The organism is Altererythrobacter sp. C41, assembly GCF_016803135.1.
Taxonomy (GTDB): Bacteria; Pseudomonadota; Alphaproteobacteria; order Sphingomonadales; family Sphingomonadaceae; genus Pelagerythrobacter.
Genome location: NZ_JAEVFE010000005.1, coordinates 61,718 through 79,336, shown reverse-complemented (window position 1 = coordinate 79,336; position 17,619 = coordinate 61,718). Strand labels below are relative to the sequence as shown.

Annotated in this window: 16 protein-coding genes; 7 read left to right on the top strand and 9 right to left on the bottom strand. The window is 67.9% G+C overall.

The genetic code is table 11. From position 1 onward, the window contains the following. The first annotated feature begins 104 nt into the window (after positions 1–104). Entirely contained in the window at positions 105–2,093 is a 1,989-nt protein-coding gene (locus tag JNO53_RS10560) for a BCCT family transporter (protein ID WP_338015339.1), read from the top strand. Between the two features lie 6 nt (positions 2,094–2,099). On the opposite strand, the gene JNO53_RS10555 is transcribed toward JNO53_RS10560, so the two are convergent. The 3 genes from JNO53_RS10555 to JNO53_RS10545 form a co-directional block, all read right to left on the bottom strand. Further along, entirely contained in the window at positions 2,100–2,855 is a 756-nt protein-coding gene (locus JNO53_RS10555; protein WP_203110691.1) for a hypothetical protein, read from the bottom strand. 72 nt (positions 2,856–2,927) lie between these two features. Continuing rightward, positions 2,928–3,599: a DUF4230 domain-containing protein gene (locus JNO53_RS10550; RefSeq protein WP_238401833.1), complete on the bottom strand. Its 672-nt coding sequence runs from the start codon at positions 3,597–3,599 to the stop codon at positions 2,928–2,930. After that, positions 3,596–4,468, bottom strand: a complete 873-nt coding sequence (locus JNO53_RS10545; RefSeq protein WP_203110687.1) for an MBL fold metallo-hydrolase — start codon at positions 4,466–4,468, stop codon at positions 3,596–3,598. The genes JNO53_RS10550 and JNO53_RS10545 overlap by 4 nt, the downstream gene beginning before the upstream one ends. Positions 4,469–4,584: 116 nt before the next feature. Here JNO53_RS10545 and JNO53_RS10540 point away from each other — a divergent pair, with 116 nt between their 5' ends. Further along, positions 4,585–6,054 (top strand): glycerol kinase, encoded by a 1,470-nt coding sequence (locus tag JNO53_RS10540; RefSeq protein ID WP_203110685.1) that lies wholly within the window; start codon positions 4,585–4,587, stop codon positions 6,052–6,054. Here JNO53_RS10540 and JNO53_RS10535 read toward each other — a convergent pair. Both JNO53_RS10535 and JNO53_RS10530 read right to left on the bottom strand, forming a co-directional pair. After that, complete coding sequence (locus JNO53_RS10535) at positions 6,051–6,512, bottom strand: DUF1465 family protein (RefSeq protein WP_203110683.1); 462 nt, start codon at positions 6,510–6,512, stop codon at positions 6,051–6,053. The genes JNO53_RS10540 and JNO53_RS10535 overlap by 4 nt on opposite strands. Before the next feature lie 151 nt (positions 6,513–6,663). Beyond that, positions 6,664–6,861, bottom strand: coding sequence for a DUF465 domain-containing protein (locus JNO53_RS10530; protein ID WP_203110681.1), 198 nt, complete (start codon positions 6,859–6,861; stop codon positions 6,664–6,666). A gap of 138 nt (positions 6,862–6,999) precedes the next feature. Here JNO53_RS10530 and JNO53_RS10525 point away from each other — a divergent pair, with 138 nt between their 5' ends. From JNO53_RS10525 to tilS, 5 genes are all read left to right on the top strand, one after another. Next, positions 7,000–7,179, top strand: a complete 180-nt coding sequence (locus tag JNO53_RS10525) for a YdcH family protein (protein WP_443111173.1) — start codon at positions 7,000–7,002, stop codon at positions 7,177–7,179. Between the two features lie 77 nt (positions 7,180–7,256). Next, positions 7,257–9,527 (top strand): phosphoenolpyruvate--protein phosphotransferase, encoded by a 2,271-nt coding sequence (gene ptsP / locus JNO53_RS10520; protein WP_203110679.1) that lies wholly within the window; start codon positions 7,257–7,259, stop codon positions 9,525–9,527. A 136-nt stretch (positions 9,528–9,663) separates the two neighbouring features. Then, complete coding sequence (locus tag JNO53_RS10515) at positions 9,664–10,467, top strand: helix-turn-helix domain-containing protein (protein WP_203110677.1); 804 nt, start codon at positions 9,664–9,666, stop codon at positions 10,465–10,467. A 144-nt stretch (positions 10,468–10,611) separates the two neighbouring features. After that, on the top strand, positions 10,612–11,562 hold the full coding sequence (locus tag JNO53_RS10510; RefSeq protein WP_203110675.1) for a tetratricopeptide repeat protein: 951 nt from the start codon (positions 10,612–10,614) through the stop codon (positions 11,560–11,562). Continuing rightward, positions 11,528–12,508: a tRNA lysidine(34) synthetase TilS gene (gene tilS / locus JNO53_RS10505; protein ID WP_203110673.1), complete on the top strand. Its 981-nt coding sequence runs from the start codon at positions 11,528–11,530 to the stop codon at positions 12,506–12,508. Before JNO53_RS10510 ends, tilS begins: the two co-directional genes overlap by 35 nt. Positions 12,509–12,678: 170 nt before the next feature. On the opposite strand, the gene JNO53_RS10500 is transcribed toward tilS, so the two are convergent. The 4 genes from JNO53_RS10500 to zwf all read right to left on the bottom strand — a co-directional run bounded on the left by JNO53_RS10500 (position 12,679) and on the right by zwf (position 17,509). Then, entirely contained in the window at positions 12,679–13,389 is a 711-nt protein-coding gene (locus JNO53_RS10500; protein ID WP_203110668.1) for a L,D-transpeptidase family protein, read from the bottom strand. Between the two features lie 84 nt (positions 13,390–13,473). Next, positions 13,474–14,088: a bifunctional 4-hydroxy-2-oxoglutarate aldolase/2-dehydro-3-deoxy-phosphogluconate aldolase gene (gene eda / locus JNO53_RS10495; RefSeq protein WP_203110667.1), complete on the bottom strand. Its 615-nt coding sequence runs from the start codon at positions 14,086–14,088 to the stop codon at positions 13,474–13,476. A 1-nt stretch (position 14,089) separates the two neighbouring features. Next, the gene (gene edd, locus JNO53_RS10490; protein ID WP_203110666.1) at positions 14,090–15,901 is read right to left on the bottom strand and encodes a phosphogluconate dehydratase; all 1,812 of its coding nucleotides are present in this window, start codon (positions 15,899–15,901) and stop codon (positions 14,090–14,092) included. Between the two features lie 168 nt (positions 15,902–16,069). Then, on the bottom strand, positions 16,070–17,509 hold the full coding sequence (gene zwf, locus JNO53_RS10485) for a glucose-6-phosphate dehydrogenase (protein WP_203110664.1): 1,440 nt from the start codon (positions 17,507–17,509) through the stop codon (positions 16,070–16,072). Positions 17,510–17,619: the final 110 nt, after the last annotated feature.

Sequence of the window (17,619 nt, the reverse complement as noted above, 5' to 3'; positions counted from 1 at the left end):
TCCTATGCCCCTGCGATCTCGCGCTATTCTCAGCGATCGGGGCAAGACGCAACCGGCAGCGCCGGCGCGCGTTGTTTGCCGGAGGAGCAGTTGGGGAGCGCGGCGTGAACGATCCAGTCCTGAAGGAAGCGGCAGGCGCAGAGCAGAGTGCGCGGATCAAGGTCAATCCGCCGGTCTTCTTCGTTTCCGCGGCATTGATCGTCGCCTTCGCGCTGTTCGGTGCGGTGTTTGCGGAGCGCGCCGGCATTTTGTTCGGCCGGGTGCAGGCCGTCATCGTCGCCGATTTCGGCTGGTTCTACATCGCCTCGGTGGCGGGGTTTCTGATCTTCGTCGTCTTCCTCATGATCAGCCGTTACGGCGACATCAAGCTAGGGCCGGACGAGAGCGAGCCCGAATACAGCCACCTGTCGTGGTTCGCGATGCTGTTCAGCGCGGGAATGGGCATCGGGCTCGTCTTCTTCGGCGTCGCCGAGCCGATCCAGCACTACGCAGCTCCGCCTGTGGGCGAGGGCGGAACCGTCGATGCCGCACGGCAGGCAATGGTGCTGACCTTCTTTCACTGGGGATTTCACGCCTGGGGCATCTACGTCGTGGTCGGGCTGGCGCTCGCCTACTTCTCCTTCCGGCGCGGTCTGCCGCTGACGATCCGTTCCGCGCTGTTTCCGCTGATCGGGCGACGGATCAACGGACCGATCGGCCACGCGATCGACACCTTCGCGGTGCTCGGCACGATGTTCGGCGTGGCGACCTCGCTCGGGCTCGGCGTCCTGCAAGTCAACGCGGGCTTCAGCTACCTGTTCGGCCTGCCGGTGGGCACGGGCGTGCAACTGCTGCTGATCGTGGGGATCACTGGCCTTGCCACGCTATCGGTGGTCCTCGGGCTCGACAGGGGCGTGAAGCGCCTCTCGGAACTCAACATCGTCCTCGCCGTGCTGCTGTTGCTGTTCGTGCTCTTTGCTGGCTCGACCGTGTTCCTGCTCGAAGCATTCGTGCAGAACGTCGGCGCCTATCTCAGCGCCTTCGTCCAGCGGACCTTCCGCATGTACGCTTACGAGCCCAATCCGTGGCTCGGGGACTGGACCCTGTTCTACTGGGGATGGTGGATCGCCTGGTCGCCCTTCGTGGGCATGTTCATCGCCCGGATCTCGCGCGGGCGCACCATTCGCCAGTTCGTCGGCGGCGTACTGCTTGTCCCGGTGCTGTTCACCTGTCTGTGGATGACGGTCTTCGGGAATACCGCCATCGGGATGGACATGAGCGGGACGGCGCCGATCGCCGGGGTCGTGGCCGACAATCTGCCGGTCGCCTTGTTCGAGATGCTTTCGGAACTGCCCTTCGCCGCGATAACATCGCTGCTCGCTACCCTTCTCGTGATCACGTTCTTCGTGACCTCGGCCGACTCGGGCGCACTGGTGATCGACATGATCACGTCGGGGGCGGCCGAGAACCCGCCCGTCTGGCAGCGCATCTTCTGGGCTACCTGTGCGGGCGGTATCGCGGCCGTCCTGCTGCTCGCCGGCGGGCTGGAGGCGCTGCAGACCGCCGCCATCGCCAGTGCCCTGCCGTTCGCCGTGGTGATGATCTTCATCTGCTACGGCCTGCTGCGCGCCTTGCAGATGGAAGCGGTGGGCACCGCCGCGGACCTGTCCCAGCCGACAGACGCGCCGCCCGACCCGGAGCTGGACTGGCAGCAGCGCCTCGCCTCGATCACCAGGTTCTTCGGCCGGGAAGAGATCGGCAGCTTCGTCGAAGGAACGGCGCTACGGGCGCTGGAACAGGTAGCCGAGGAGCTCCGCGAGAACGGACTTGCCCCCGAGGTGACTCAGGAGGAGGACAAGATCGAGCTCACCGTTCCCCACGGCGAGCGCGGCGTGTTCCGCTACACCGTTCGCAGCCGAGCTTTCATGTCTCCCAGCTTTGTCTGGGCCGAGACGCGCAAGTCGCAGGAGCGCGAGCGGCGCCATTACCGCGCGATGGCGCACAGCTCCGAAGGCGAACATGCGCACGACGTCACCGGCTATACGAGCGGCCAGGTCATCCACGACCTGCTCAACCGCTACGCCCATTTCCGGCAGGCGCGGCGGCTGGCGTGAGGCCGCTCAACGTGCGGCGATCGCTTCCGCAAAGCGGATGAAGGGCGGGGCGATCGCGAGGCCCTCGATCACCACGTGCTGCAGGGTCACCGCCGCGATGCCGGCCCATGTGGCCGGGTGCATGCGGCCGAGCGTCTTGCGGTCGTGCCGCAGGATGATGAGAAATACCGCGAGCTGAACCACCAGCACGGCCCATTCGCCCCACGGCATCATTAGCGGCAGAGGCAGCACACGTCCCAGGGCCGGCTCCAGGATCAGGATCAGCGAGGCGAACATCAGCCGCCGGTGCCACTGCGTGTTGCGCCGAAGGCTGACGGCCCAGAACACGAGCGCCATGTAGAACACCGCGGTGACCTGGGTCAGTGCGATGAAGTATGCGGGCGGAAAGAAGGGGGGCTGACGTTCCATCGCAACCGCCCAGTAACCCGTGAAGCTTGCGGTGAGAGCGACCAGCATCGCCAGGACCACGCCTATCCGGCCGAGCACGCGATGCTGCACGATGGCGCGCCGTTCGATCAGCCAGTTCTGCGTGGTGAACAGTGCCAGCCACGCCAGCATGAATCCGCCATGCAGGTGAACCCAGAAGGGCGCGGTGCGATAATCGACTATCCCTCGGAGCGCGAACTGGGCGAACGCAATGACGATGAACAGCGCAAGCCCGATGGCGAGGCGGGTGAAAAAGCGCTGGTCACCAATGAAATCGCGAGATCGCGGCGCCGAATGGGCAATCGTGTCTGAAACGGAATCGGAAACGGTCGCCATGATCGACCTCCCCCCAATTGCCCGCCCGTTATATTGCGATTCGACCCTTGGCGGAAGCGATACTTGGTGGTGCTACTCCCCGTCGAAAATGACCTGTACGGTCGCGCGGTCGTAACCGGCGATCTGCAGCGGGATCGCAAGGTTCTGGCGCACGGCCTCCTTCGCTGCGGTGCGGGCAAGCGCCAGCACTTCGGGGTTCTTCGCGAAAGCACTGGCCTTGCGCTCCGCCTGTCGCGAGTTGTTCTGGCTGAGGTCGCGGGAAGCGTCGCGAGTGATGAACACCCCGTCCTGAAACACGCGCGCCTGTGCCTCGTCCAGGTTGGGGCGCGTGGTCTGGAGCTGCGGCAGGCGCACGGTGAGCTGCTGTGTCTCTGCGTTCCAGTCGATCCGCTCGCGCCCGACCTGCGAGAGATCGACGCGGTATTCGACCGTCGCGGGAAGGATCATGGCCTGCCGCGAGCGCAGGACCGGCACGCCGAGAACGCCGCGCGTATCCTCGCTTTCGGCGACGACTTCGAAGCGTGATGAGAATACCGTCAGGGAATTCTGCTTTTCGAACGCAAGCATCGCGCTGCCGACCGGATCCCCTTCTTCCTGATAGACGAACGCGCGCCAGCCGAGCCAGGCGGCGAGCGCAAGGAGGACGATCACGATCATCCACGGCACAGCCTGGACAAGCGCCAAGGGGCGCTCCCGGCGGACCTCGGGGCCGAGGGCCTCGCCGTCACGGCGCTTGGTTCTCAAAGGGTTTGCCATACGTCCCCCGAACGACCGACGAGGCCGCGGCGTTCCAGATCGAGCAGATGCGCAGTTACGCTCATCTCGGCCGCACCGGTCAGCCGCGGGTCGAGGCCCTTGTACATGCGCGGCACGAAATCGGCCGCGGTATGCGGCGCGTCGCCGAGCAGGCGCAGGATCTGATTCTCGCGCTGGCGGCGGTGGCCGATCATCCCGCGCACGAGTTGGCGGGGCTTCTCCACCGGCGCGCCGTGCGCAGGGTAGTAGACCCGGTCGTCACGCTCGTAGAGCCTCTCGAGGCTCTTCATATAGGCACCCATGTCGCCGTCGGGCGGGACGACGACGCTGGTGGACCAGCCCATCACATGATCACCGGTGAACAGCGCGCCGCTTTCCTCGAGCGCGAAACACAAGTGGTTGGACGTGTGGCCAGGCGTGTGGATCGCGCGCAAGGTCCAGCCCGGACCGATCATCGCCTCACCGTCCTCCATCACCCGGTCGGGCGCGTAGTCGCGGTCGAAGCTGGCATCGGCCCGGGGCTCGCTGTCGTCGAGCACCAGCGGCGCGCAGCCGACGATCGGGGCACCGGTGCGCGCGGCGAGGGGGCGCGCGGCGGGCGAATGATCGCGGTGGGTGTGCGTGCACATGATCGCGGCAATCTTTGCCTCGCCGACGGCGTCGAGGATGGCGTCGATATGCGCCGGATCGTCCGGGCCGGGATCGATCACCGCAACCGCGTCGCTTTCGCCGACGATGTAGGTCTGCGTGCCCGTATAGGTGTAGGGCGACGGATTGGGCGCGAGCACACGGCGCACCAGCGGCTCGGGACGCTCGACCAGTCCGGTCGGCCAGGGTTTGGGCGGGGGACCTGCCATGCATTCCCATATGGGAGCGGGGAAGGGGTGTGTCGAGTTCCGCGCCCATCGACCGCGACCATCACCGCCCGTCATCCGGCTTTCGCCGGGACGACGATATTGGCTAAGGTGGGGGCATGGGAGAGCAGATCCTTGTACTCGATGCCGGCACGACTTCGACCCGCGCAATGCTGTTCGGGGCGGACGGCGCGCTCCATCACATGGCGCAGCGGGCGCTGACGCAGCACTATCCGCGCCCCGGCTGGGTCGAACACGACGCGGGCGAGATATGGCAGCGCACGCTCGCCTGCGCGCGCGAGGTGGTGGACAAGGCGGGCGGCGCGGACGCTGTTGCGGCAATCGGCATCACCAACCAGCGCGAGACGGTGGTCGCGTGGGACCGCAACACCGGCGAACCGCTCTCCCGTGCGATCGTATGGCAGGATCGGCGCACGGCCGATTTCTGTGCCGACCTGCGCGAGGCGGGGCACGAAGCCGAGATCCAGCGCCGCACCGGCCTGTTGCTCGATCCCTACTTCTCCGGCACCAAGATGCGCTGGCTGATCGACAACGATGCAGCCGTGCGCGCCGCGGCCGAGCGCAAGGCGCTGGCGTTGGGCACGGTGGAGAGCTGGCTGGTGTTCCAGCTCTCGCGCGGCACGTTCGTCAGCGACGCGAGCAACGCCAGCCGCACGCTCCTCCTCCCGCTCGACGGTGCGCAGTTCGACACTGCCCTGTGTGACCTCATCGGCGTGCCGATCTCGGCGCTCGGGCTGGTGGTCGATACGCACGGGGCGCTCGCCGAAACCAGCGCAGAACTGTTCGGGCGCGCCATTCCCGTGTGCGGGCTTGCCGGCGACCAGCAGGCAGCCACTGTAGGGCAATGCTGCCTCTCCCCGGGCGAGACCAAGGCGACCTACGGCACCGGCGCCTTCGTGCTGACCAACCAGGGGAATGCGCTTCCGCGTTCCGAACACCGGCTGCTCGGGACCATCCTGACCCAGCGCGGCGGCGTGCGGCGCTACGCGCTCGAGGGATCGGTCTTCGTCGCCGGCAGCCTGATCCAGTGGCTGCGCGACACGCTCGGGCTGATCAGCACCGCATCCGAGACGGAAGCGCTTGCCCGTTCGATTCCCGATAGCGGCGGTGTGACGATCGTCCCTGCGCTCTCCGGCCTCGGCGCGCCGCACTGGCGGGCTGACGCGCGCGGGGTAATCGCCGGACTGAGCTTTGCGAGCGGTCCGGCGCAGATCGCCCGCGCGGCGCTGGAGGCGATGGCACATCAGACGCACGATCTGGCCGAGGCATTCGCCGCCGACGGCACCGCCTGGCAGACGCTCCGCATCGACGGGGGGATGAGCGCGAACGACTGGATGGCGCAGGATCTCGCCGACATTCTGGGCGTCACCGTCGAGCGGCCCGATTTCGTCGAGACGACGGCGCTCGGCGCGGCGATGCTTGCGGCCGTGGGGGCGGGCATTCACGCGAGCCTGGAGCATGCGGCGCAGACCATGCGCGGAAAGGTCCGTCGCTTCGAACCCGCGATGGCGGCAGGCACGCGCGCGGAGCGTCTCGCGCGCTGGCGCAAGGCGCTGGCGGCGGTCTAGATCTCGCCCACCCGGCGCCCGAGCCGCTCGTGCAGGCGCAGGATGGCCGGGGGATACATCTCGAATCCGTCGTTCCATGCCCGGTCGAGCCGTGCGATCCGCGCGTGGAGCCTCCCGCTCGCGCGGATCAGGTCGCGGATCTGCGGGTCGAGCCACGACAGGTTGTCCGGGTCGGCCGGCCGGTCCTCCGGCAGCTTGCCGTGGCGGCGGAGCTGGAACTCGGTCATCTCGCCATTGAAGAACGCGCGCCGGTTCAACAGCCAGGCGAGGACGTGCATCACTCGCGTGGTCGTGCGCAGCCCCTCCACCGACAGCGCAATCCGGGCGAAGTCGCTTTCGCTGGTGGGGGTGTCGTACTGCGAGAGATCGAATGTGGCGCGCACGTCATCGGCAAGGACCAGAGCCTCGCAATAGAGCGATTCGATGATCGTCTGGCTGATGTCCGCGCGGCTGCCCATGCCCGCAGAGCGCTATCGCAGACGGAGTCGCCCCGCTAGTCGCGCCGCGCGGGTTTTTCCCACTTTGATAACAATTGTGCCGTCGCGGGATAGCGAGGCCGATAATCCTTCCCGGGTTTCGCTGCGGGGGCTGGGGAGGGCCTGGAGAACATCAGGCGATGATATCGGGCAGCAGCTCGTCCTCGATGGCGGCGATCTGGTCCTTCAGCTTCAGCTTGCGCTTCTTCAGACGCGCGATCTGCAACTGATCCACCGAGCCCGAAGCGCGCAAGGCATCGATCGCCGCATCGAGGTCGCGGTGCTCGATCCTCAGCGTTGCCAGTCGCTTGCGCAGTTCCTGCTCGTTCACCCCAGGTTGCTCCTCCCGGTCGATTCGACGTGCCTCTGCCCGGTCCCATCGAAATGCGCAATCTCGCCCCTTCGCAAGCGGGTCCGGTTGTGGTTCTATGCCCCTTGCGCGGCTCGCCCGCGAAGGACGAGTCGCTCCATGGCTGCAACCAAGGAGAGCCCGATGGTATCGTCCCACGCCAGCGCACTACAGAGCAAGCATGCCGGTCTCGAAAACAGGCTCCGCGAGGAGATGAACCGGCCCTCTCCCGACGCGGCGGCGATCCAGGCAATCAAGCGACAGAAGCTCCGGATCAAGGAAGAACTCGCCGAGATCTGATCCGGGGAGACCGGCAAAAGGGAGAAGCGGCGCGGGAATCGTTCCAATATCGCGCGCTTTTGTTATAGGCGGCTTGCATGAGCGCAGCCGCCGCCGCCCGCCGCATCCTTACCCGCTTGCACGAGGTCATGGCCTCGCGCCTGCACGCGCAGGGCAAGCTCGATCATGTCGTCGACATCATTGCCGAATCCCTGAACAGCGAAGTCTGCTCGATCTACCTCCTGCGTGAGGGGATGCTGGAGCTGTTCGCGACCCGGGGCCTCAATGCTGAGGCGGTTCACGTCACCCGCATGGCGATCGGGGAAGGCCTGGTCGGCACGATCGCCGACAATGTCGAAACGCTCAACCTGGCCGAGGCCAAGGCCCATCCGGACTTCCAGTACCGGCCCGAAACGGGGGAGGAGAAGTTCCATTCCTTCGCGGGGGTGCCGATCGTCTACCGCGAGCGGGCGGTGGGCGTGCTGTGCGTCCAGCACGTCGATCCGCGCCGTTACGAGGACATCGAGATCGAGGCCTTGCAGACCACCGCCATGGTCCTCTCCGAACTCATCTCGAACAACGAACTGATCGACGAGGAGGAGGCGCGCGGCCTCACCCCCGCCGACACCGGCCCGGCGACGATCTCCGGCTTGCCGCTGGTCAAGGGGCTGGCGAGCGGCGTCGCCGTCTACCACCAGCCGCGGATCACCATCGACCAGGTCATGGCCGAGGACATCGAGGTCGAGCGGCAGCGGGTCTACCGCGCCTTCGACAAGATGCGCGACCAGATCGACAACCTCGCGGACCGCGCGGAGTTCGGCGTCGGGGGCGAACATGAAGAGGTCCTCGAGACCTACAAGATGTTCGCCTATGATGAAGGCTGGAGCCGGCGGATCAACGAGGCGATCGATGCCGGCCTCACCGCCGAGGCGGCGATCGAGCGGGTGCAGCAGCGCACCCGCATGCGCATGCGCGAGATCGACGATCCGCTGCTGCAGGACCGGATGCACGATCTGGAGGATCTCTCCAATCGTCTGCTGCGGATCGTCTCGGGCCAGCTTGGTACAGCGGCGACGCAGGGCCTGCGCGGCGATGCGATCCTGATCGCCAAGAACCTCGGACCCGCCGAATTGCTCGAATACGACCGGCGGCGGCTCAAGGGCGTGATCCTGGAGGAAGGCTCGCTCACCGCGCACGTCGTGATCGTGGCGCGGGCGATGGGCGTGCCGGTGCTCGGCCGCGTGCGGGGCCTGCGCGGGATCGTGCAGGAAGGCGACGTCATCCTGCTCGATGCCGACAACGGAACGGCCACGGCCCGCCCCGCGCAGCCGGTCGTCGACGCGTTCGAAGCCCGCTTCGCCAAATCGCGCCAGCGCCAGGCCGTCTACGCCGAACTGCGCGATATCGAGCCGTTTACCCGCTGCGGCACGCGCATCGAGGTGATGATGAACGCGGGGCTGCGCGACGACATCTCCACCCTCCCGCTGGTGGGCGCCGACGGCATCGGGCTGTTCCGCACCGAATTCCAGTTCCTCGTGTCCGCCACATTGCCTCAGCGCGAGCGCCAGTTCCGGCTCTACCGCGACGTGCTCGACGCGGCGGGCGACAAGCCGGTGATCTTCCGAACGGTCGACATCGGCGGCGACAAGGCGCTGCCCTACCTGCGCGAAAGCGAGTTCGAGAACGACGAGAACCCGGCCATGGGCTGGCGCGCGCTGCGCCTCGCGCTCGAACGCGGCGGGCTCCTGAAGGCGCAGGCTCGCGCCCTGATCGAGGCCGCGGCCGGCCGGTCACTCTACGTCATGTTCCCGATGGTCAGCGAGCCCTGGGAGTTCGACGCTGCCAAGGCGGTGTTCGACGATCAGCTCGCCCACTTGCGCAAGCAGAAGAAGATCCTGCCCGAGGCGATCCGCTACGGGGCGATGCTGGAGGTGCCGGCGCTGGCCGAAGTGCTCGATCTGCTCCTGCCGCGGGTGTCCTTCCTCTCGATCGGAACCAACGATCTTACCCAGTTCCTGTTCGCAGCCGACCGCGCCAATCCCAAGCTCGCCGAACGCTACGACTGGCTCAGTCCGGCGATCCTGCGCTTCCTGCGGCGTGTTGCGCAGACGACGCTCGGCAGCGGCGTCGATCTCGGCATCTGCGGCGAGATGGGCGGGCGGCGGCTGGAGGCGCTGGCGCTGCTCGGGCTCGGCTTTCGCAGGCTGTCGATCACGCCCGTCTCGGTCGGTCCGATCAAGGAGATCGTGCGCCAGATCGACTTGCGCGAGCTGGAAAAGGCGATGCAGGGCTGGCTGTCGTCGCCGCCCGAGAACATGCGCGCCGCGATCGCCGGATGGGCGTCCGAGCGCGGAATCGAGACCGACTGAGGCCGCACCGCGGGCGCGCGGTCGGCCCGCAAGCCGCACGTCTGCGTGGACAGGCGGTTCGACAGGGTGGCGCGCGGCGCCCTGTTCGGGTTAAGGAGCGAGCAAGCCGCGCTTTTTCGGGTACGCTAGGGACGGCATGTCGGACGAATTGAACGAAGCTCCAGGGGAACTGCCGCTGGATGGGGCGGGGCAAACCTTGCGTCGCGCGCGCGAGAAGGCGGGGCTGTCGCTCGAGCAGGTCGCCGCCGAAACGCGCATCCCGCGGAGGCATCTCGAAGTGATCGAGCGCGGCGATTTCGGCGCCTTGCCGGCACGCACGTATGCGATCGGTTTCTCCCGCACATATGCCCGGGCCGTCGATCTGGACGAAGGCGAGATCGCGCGCCAGGTCCGTGAGGAGCTGGGCGTGCAGAGCGCGAACGAGGTGACCCGCGCGAGCAGTTTCGAGCCCGGCGATCCGGCGCGGGTGCCCAGCCGCGGGCTCGCCTGGTTCAGCGCCTTCGCCGCGCTGCTGCTGATCGGGGGCGGGTTCGCCTATTTCAAGGACTACTTCTTCCCCGGCGCGGGTCCCGGGCCGCTGATCCGGCCCGAGGCGCAGCAGACGCCGGCGCCGGCCCAGGCTGCCTCCGCGCCCACGCCGGCCGCGACGGCGACGGGACCGGTCGTATTCACCGCCCTGCAGGACGATACCTGGGTCAAGTTCTACGACGCCAACGGCGAGGAACTGATGCAGAAGCAGATGGCCGAAGGGGAAAGCTATACGGTGCCGGCGGATGCCCAAGGTCCGCAGATATGGACCGGCCGGCCCTATGCCTTCGCGATCACGGTCGGCGGGCGGAGCGTTCCCAAGCTGTCCGAGGAAAACGAGATCATTCGTGACGTCCCGATCAGTGCCGAAGCGCTGCTCGCCCGCGGGCAGCCGGCTGCGGAGGGCGGGTAAGCCGAGTACGGTTTCCCCCGATTCACGCGCCGCCCACCTCGACAGCGGGGCGTGCTTGGGGCACAGATTTCATGCCATTCAGGCGTTGTTCGGGCACCGGGCGCTTGGGTGGCCGCGACCTTCAGGGACAGGAGCCAATTCATCATGACCAGCCGAACGAGCCGTGCAATTCTGGGCGCACTGGCGATCGTATCGGTCGGGGCCGCGTCTGCCCCGGCGCTCGCGCAGGACGGGAATGCGGAAACGCGCCTGCGCAAGCTCGAAGCCGAAGTGCGTGCCTTGCAGCGCACCGTGTTCCCGGGACCGAACGGGCGTTTCTTCCAGCCCGAGATCACCGGCGCGGCGCCTGCGCCGAGCACCCAGCAGGCGCCGCCGTCGACCACCGCGGTGACCGACATTCTCGCGCGGCTCGACGCGCTCGAGGCGCAGATCCAGTCGCTGACGGCGCAGACCGAACGCAACACCAATTCGCTGAGCGAGCTCGAAACGCGGCTCTCCGCGCTTGAGGTGACGAACACCGCGCCGGCCGGGCAGACCTCCGGCTCGAGCGCGCCGCAGCAGAACCTTTCGGTGATGACCGGTGGCGCATCCGCCTCCGCGCCGCCGCCGTCTCCACCGCCGCCGCCGGCATCGACGCCCGCCTCCAGCGGACCGAGCCCCCAGCGGCTCGCCGCGGTGCAGGCGATCGCCAAGCCGCAGACTGACGATCCGGCCGACGACGAATATTCCTACGGCTTCCGCCTGTGGGAAGCGGGCTTCTACCCCGAAGCGCAGCAGCAACTCGCGCTGTTCGTGGAGAAGTACCCGAGCCACTGGCGCACGACCTACGGGCGCAACCTGCTCGGCCGGGCCTACCTCGACGACGGCAAGCCGGCCGAGGCGGCGCCCTGGTTCCTCAAGAATTACCAGACCGACAAGCAGGGTGCGCGCGCGCCGGACAGCCTCCTCTATCTTGCCGAAGCGATGATCGCCTCCAAGGACACGAACCGGGCCTGCATCGCGCTGGCCGAATTCGCGGAGACCTATCCGGCGATCGCGGCCGGCCGTCTGTCCGACCAGTATGAGGCCGACCGGAAGAAGGTCACCTGCAATTGATAGGCCGGTCGATCCCGCGCGCGTAGCCCGCTTCCGGGCCGACCTCGCGCGGATCGGGCCGGAGGCCGGACGGCTGGGCCTTGCCGTTTCGGGCGGGCCGGACAGCCTCGCCATGCTGCTGCTCGCCCATGCGGCCGTTCCCGGCGAACTGGAGGCGGCGACCGTGGATCACGGTCTTCGGCCGGAGAGCGCGGACGAGGCGGCGATGGTCGCACGCCTCTGCGGTGAGCTCGGCGTGCCGCATGCCACCCTTCGCGTCGCGGTCGCCGGCGGCAATCTTCAGGACGAGGCACGGAAGGCGCGTTACGCGGCGCTCGAAGGCTGGGCGCGCCGGCGGGGGCTTGCTGCCGTCGCCACCGCCCATCACGCCGACGATCAGGCCGAGACGCTGCTGATGCGGCTCAACCGGGCAAGCGGCGTAGCCGGGCTTGCCGGGGTGCGCACGCGAACTCACGTGCCCGGCTGCGACCTCGTGCTGCTGCGCCCGCTGCTTGGCTGGCGGCGGGCAGAGCTTCAGGCGGTGCTCGACGCCGTCGGGGTGGTTGCCGCGCAGGACCCCTCCAATGCTGACGAGCGCTTCGACCGTGTCCGCATGCGCCGCGCGCTTGCCGACACCGACTGGCTCGACATCGCCGCGCTGGCGCAGAGCGCGGCTCACCTCGCCGACGCCGACGACGCGCTGCAATGGGCGGCGGACCGAGAGTGGGACGCGCAAGTGGAGGAACGAGCAGGCGGTTACCTCTACCGACCGCAAGCTCCACGTGCGATCCGTCTGCGGATTCTGGCGAGAGCGGTCGCCCTGCTTGGCGGCGCCGCGCGGGGCGCCGCTCTGGCGCAGCTTGACGATGCCCTGACACGCGGATCGGCCGCGAACTGCGGCGGCGTCGCCGGGCGCGGCACAGCGGAAGGTTGGCTGCTGGAACCGGAACCGCCCCGCCGATCCTGACGTCCGCTTCGATCGCGTCACCCCCGCGCAGGCAGGGGCCGCTAACTTCAGTCCTTAGAGGCTCGGGCTCGGGCGAGAGCCGTCCCGACATCAACGCGCGGTTCCACTGAGGCGGAGAGCGTGGATGGGCCCCTGCCTGCGCAGGAGCGACGGCTCGATCATGGTGCGTATTAAATAATCGAATCGCCGAGCTGCATCGTCTCGCCGCGGGTGATGATGACCTTGTCCCCCTTCTTCGCGACCGCAAACAGGCGGCTGGCGAGCTCGTCGGGAATGGCGATGCAGCCGTGGCTGGCGTAGCCGTTCTCGACCACCGAGCCGCCATGGATCGCAACCCCGTCGTGCGTCAGCCGCAGGGTCCAGGGCATCGGCGCGTTGCCGTACTTCTCCGAGACGTTGTGGCGTTCCTTGCTCATGATCGGGAAAGTGCCGAGCGGGGTCGGGTGCTCCTCGGTGCCGAGCATGGCCGCGGCGGCGCCGATCTCGTAACCGTTCCGGAAGATCGAGACCACGCGCGCGTCGAGATCCACGGTCACGACCAGCGGTCCGTCGGGCACGCCCTCGTCGTCCCAGTGCCACTCGCCGTACTTGATCGGACCTTCGATCGGTAGAATCCGTTTGACCACGAAGGCTTGCTCCTTGGTCGAGGGCGCGGGGGTCGGGGGCGTATCGCCGCCGGTGGCGGCAGGTTCGGCCTCGCTATCGGTGGCGCCTTCGGGCGTTTCGGTCAGTGCAGCCTCATCGACCGGAATGGCCTGCTCGAGCGCGGGCGCATTCTCGGCCTCCGGCGCGTCCCGGAGGTGGCTGACCAGAGTAGCTCCGCCGAGCAGGAGCACGAGTGCGGCGGTCGCACCGCCGATCCATTTGAGCATCGGGTCCATGGGCGCGGGCTATGCGCCGGCTGCCGCGCAAGGGCCAGCCTGCCGCACGCCGCGTCCCGCAAGGGGACGCCGGGCGCAGGGACGTTAACGCGTGAGCGCCGCGGCCTCGCGGGCGACTCGTTCGACCTGCTCGCGGTCGGGCGCACCGCGGGGAGCGACCCAGCTTCCGCCGACGCAGAGCACCGGATCGAAGGCGAGCCACTCGGCGGCATTATCGAGCCCGATCCCGCCCGTGGGACAGAACCGGCAGGCACCGAACGGCGCAGCAAGGGACTTGAGCGCCGGCAAGCCCCCCGCGGCCATGGCCGGGAAGAACTTGAAATGCGTGAGGCCGAGGTCGAGCCCGCGCATGATGTCGCCGGCATTGGCGATGCCGGGCAGGAAGGGCACGCCGCGGCGGATCGCCGCCTGCGCCAGCGGTTCTGTGAGACCGGGGGAGACGATGAACTCGCTCCCGGCGGCGAGCGCGTCTTCCAGATCGCGCGGGTTGGCGACCGTGCCTGCGCCGACGATTGCGCCGGGCACCTGCTTCATCGCCGCGATTGCGGACAGCGCGGCCGGAGTGCGCAGCGTCACCTCGAGCACGGGCAGACCGCCGGCGACGAGCGCTTCGGCCAGCGGCACGGCGTGTTCGAGCTCATCGATCACGATCACCGGGATCACCGGGGCGGTGCGCATCAGCGCGTCGATATCGGTCATGTCAAAGTCCTGCGGTGGCGAGCATGGCCGAGCCGCCCTGTTCGGCGCCATCGGCGAAGTTGCGGAACATGGCGAAGAGCTCGCGCCCGGTGCCCGACTCGGGCAGCGGATCGGGCGCCGGCTCGCGCGCGTCGAGATCGGTGGTGGTCGAAAGCTCGCCGGTCACGGCGCAGACGCGAACCACATCGCCGTCGCGCAGCCGCGCCAGCGGGCCGCCGCCGAGCGCCTCGGGCGTGCAGTGGATCGCCGCCGGCACCTTGCCGCTCGCGCCCGACATGCGCCCGTCGGTGACCAGCGCCACGCGGTAGCCGCGGTCCTGCAGCACACCGAGCGGCGGGGTGAGCTTGTGCAACTCCGGCATGCCGTTGGCGCGCGGCCCCTGGAATCGGACCACCACGACCACGTCGCGGTCGAGCTCGCCAGCCTTGAACGCCTCGGCCACCTCGCGCTGCGTCTGGAATACGCGGCACGGCGCCTCGATCGTCCAGCGCTCTTCTTCGACCGCACTCGACTTGAAGCACGCCCGCCCGAGGTTGCCCTGAACCAGCCGCATGCCGCCGTCGGCCTGAAACGGCTCGGACGCCGGACGGAGCATCTCGCGGTTGCCGCTGGGGCCTGGATCGCGCCACACGAGCGTGTCCTCGTCCAGCCCGGGCTCCTCGGCATAGCGCGACAGATCGCCCTCGCTCACGGTCAGCACATCGCGGTGCGCGAGACCGGCTTCAAGCAGTTCGCCGATCACGTAGCCGATGCCGCCGGCCTCGTGGAAATGGTTCACATCGCCTGCGCCGTTGGGATAGACCCGCGCCAGCAGCGGCACGACGTGCGACAGTTCGGCGAGATCGTCCCAGTCGAAGCGGATGCCGGCCGCGCGGGCCATCGCCGGAATGTGGATCGCGTGGTTGGTCGATCCGCCGGTCGCCAGCAGCCCGATCGCGGCATTGACGATCGCCTTCTCGTCGACGCAGCGGGCGAGGGGACGGTAGTCGTTACCCTTCTGCCCGATCGCCGCGACGCGGTGCACGGCGGCCCGGTCGAGCGCCTGGCGCAGCTTGGTGCCCGGCTGAACGAAGGCCGCGCCGGGGATATGCAGCCCCATCAGCTCCATCATCATCTGGTTGGAGTTGGCGGTGCCGTAGAACGTGCAGGTGCCCGGCGAATGATAGCTGCCGAGCTCGCTTTCGAGGAGCTCGTCGCGGCCGACTTTGCCCTCGGCATAGAGCTGGCGGACGCGCTGCTTCTCCTTGTTCGGAATACCCGTCGGCATCGGGCCGCTCGGCACGAATATCGTCGGCAGATAGCCGAAGCGCAGCGCGCCGATCAGCAGGCCGGGCACGATCTTGTCGCAGATGCCGAGCATCAGCGCCCCGTCGTACACGGCATGGCTCAGCGCGACGCCGGTCGAGAGCGCGATCACGTCGCGGCTGAACAGCGACAGCTCCATGCCCGTCTCGCCCTGCGTCACGCCGTCGCACATCGCCGGCGTGCCGCCCGCGACTTGCGCCGTGGCGCCGGCTTCGCGCGCGTAGATTTTCAGGCGCTCCGGATAGCGGCCGTAGGGCTGATGCGCCGAAAGCATGTCGTTGTAGGAGGTGACGATGCCGATGTTCGGCAACTCGCCGGATTTGAGCTCCGGCTGATCGTGCAGCGTCCCGGCATAGGCATGCGCGAGGTTGGAACACGAAACCGACCGTCGATCGGGCCGGTCCTCAGCCTCGCGCTGCATGAGGTCGAGGTAAGCCGCGCGGCTATCGCACGAGTTTTCGATCACGCGCTGGGTGACGCGGTGGATGGTGTCGTTGAGGGTCATCATGCCCCCTCCTCTTCAGAGGAGGGGGTTGGGGGTGGTGGCGGCGCGTAAGCGTCGCGCCCGGTAGCGCACCACCCCGCTGCGACTAGCCCCTGCTGACGCAGGAGCAAGTCTCGCTCCCCTCCTCTGAAGACGAGGGGAAAGGTTTCGCCTGCTCCACACATCGCAAAATCACTCATGCCAGGTAACTCCGTCGCGCTCCGCCAGGGCAATCGCCGCGCTCGGGCCCCAGGTGCCGGCGCTGTAGGGGCGGGGGGTGAGGCCCTGTTCGGTCCAGCCGGCACGGATCGCGTCGATCCATTCCCATTGCGCTTCGACCTCGTCGCGGCGGACGAACAGCGTCTGGTCGCCCTCCATCAGATCGAGCAGCAGCCGCTCGTAAGCGATCCGCCGCACTGCGCCCGAGAAAGCGTCGGGCATCGAAATGTCGAGCGGTACCGAGCGCAGGCGGATGCCCTCGCGGTCTAGCCCCGGCACCTTGGCCATCAGCGAAAGGTGCACGTTCTCTTCGGGTTGGATGCCGATGACGAGGCGGTTGGGCTGCATCCGCGCACCCTTGTCCTCGAAGATCGAGTGCGGAACGCAGCGGAACTGCACGACGATCTCGGTCACTCGCTCGGGCAGGCGCTTGCCGGTGCGCAGGTAGAACGGCACGCCCTTCCAGCGCCAGTTGTCGACGTGCGCCTTGATCGCGACGTAAGTCTCGGTGTCCGAATCCTTGCCCAGTTCCTCGTCGTAGCCGGGGACGGACTCGCGCTGGATCGCGCCGACGCGGTACTGGCCGGTCACCGTCTCGCCTTCTCCGACGCGGCGCAGCGCGCGCAGGACCTTGACCTTCTCGTCGCGCACCGAGGTCGAATCGAAGCTGCTCGGCGGCTCCATCGCGACCAGCGCGAGGAGCTGGAGCATGTGGTTCTGCACCATGTCGCGCAGGGCGCCGGCGTCGTCGTAGAAGGCGACGCGTCCTTCGAGGCCGACCGTTTCCGCCACGGTGATCTGAACGTGGTCGATGTGGCCTGCGTTCCACAGCGGTTCGAACAGAATGTTCGCGAAGCGCAAGGCGAGCAGGTTCTGCACCGTCTCCTTGCCGAGATAGTGGTCGATGCGGAAGATCCGCTCTTCCGGAAAGGCGGCGGCGACCGCGTCGTTGATCTCGCGGCTGGTCTCGAGATCGACACCGAGCGGCTTTTCCAGGCACATGCGCACGCGCGGCCCGTCCAGCCCGGCGTGCTGCAGGCCGCGGATCGTCGGCTCGAACAGGCTGGGTGCGGTGGAGAGGAAGATCGCGATCCCGCGCTCGGGCTCGCCTACCTTGGCGGCCAGCTCCTTGTAGCCTTCCAGCGTCGTCGCATCGAGCGGCTGGTAGCTCAGGCGGTTGAGGAATTCGGCCATGCCGCCGCGGCGGTTGGCGGGAAGGAACTTCTCGAGCGCCGCGCGCGCGAAGTCGCGGAATTCGGCGTCGCTCATGTCCGAACGGGCCGTGCCGACGATCTTGAGGTCGGGCGCGAGCAGGTCGTCGTGATCCAGTGCGCAGAGAGAGGGGAGCAGCATGCGCTGCGCCAGGTCGCCCGTCGCGCCGAACAGAACCAGACGGTCCGCAGTGAAGCTCATGCGCATATGCCTTTCGCTTGTCGCCGCCCTGTCTAGGAAACCGGGCGAGCGCATTCCAGTGTGCCGCATACATATTCAGGCTCGCTTGCGCTTTTGCGCGCTCTTCCCGA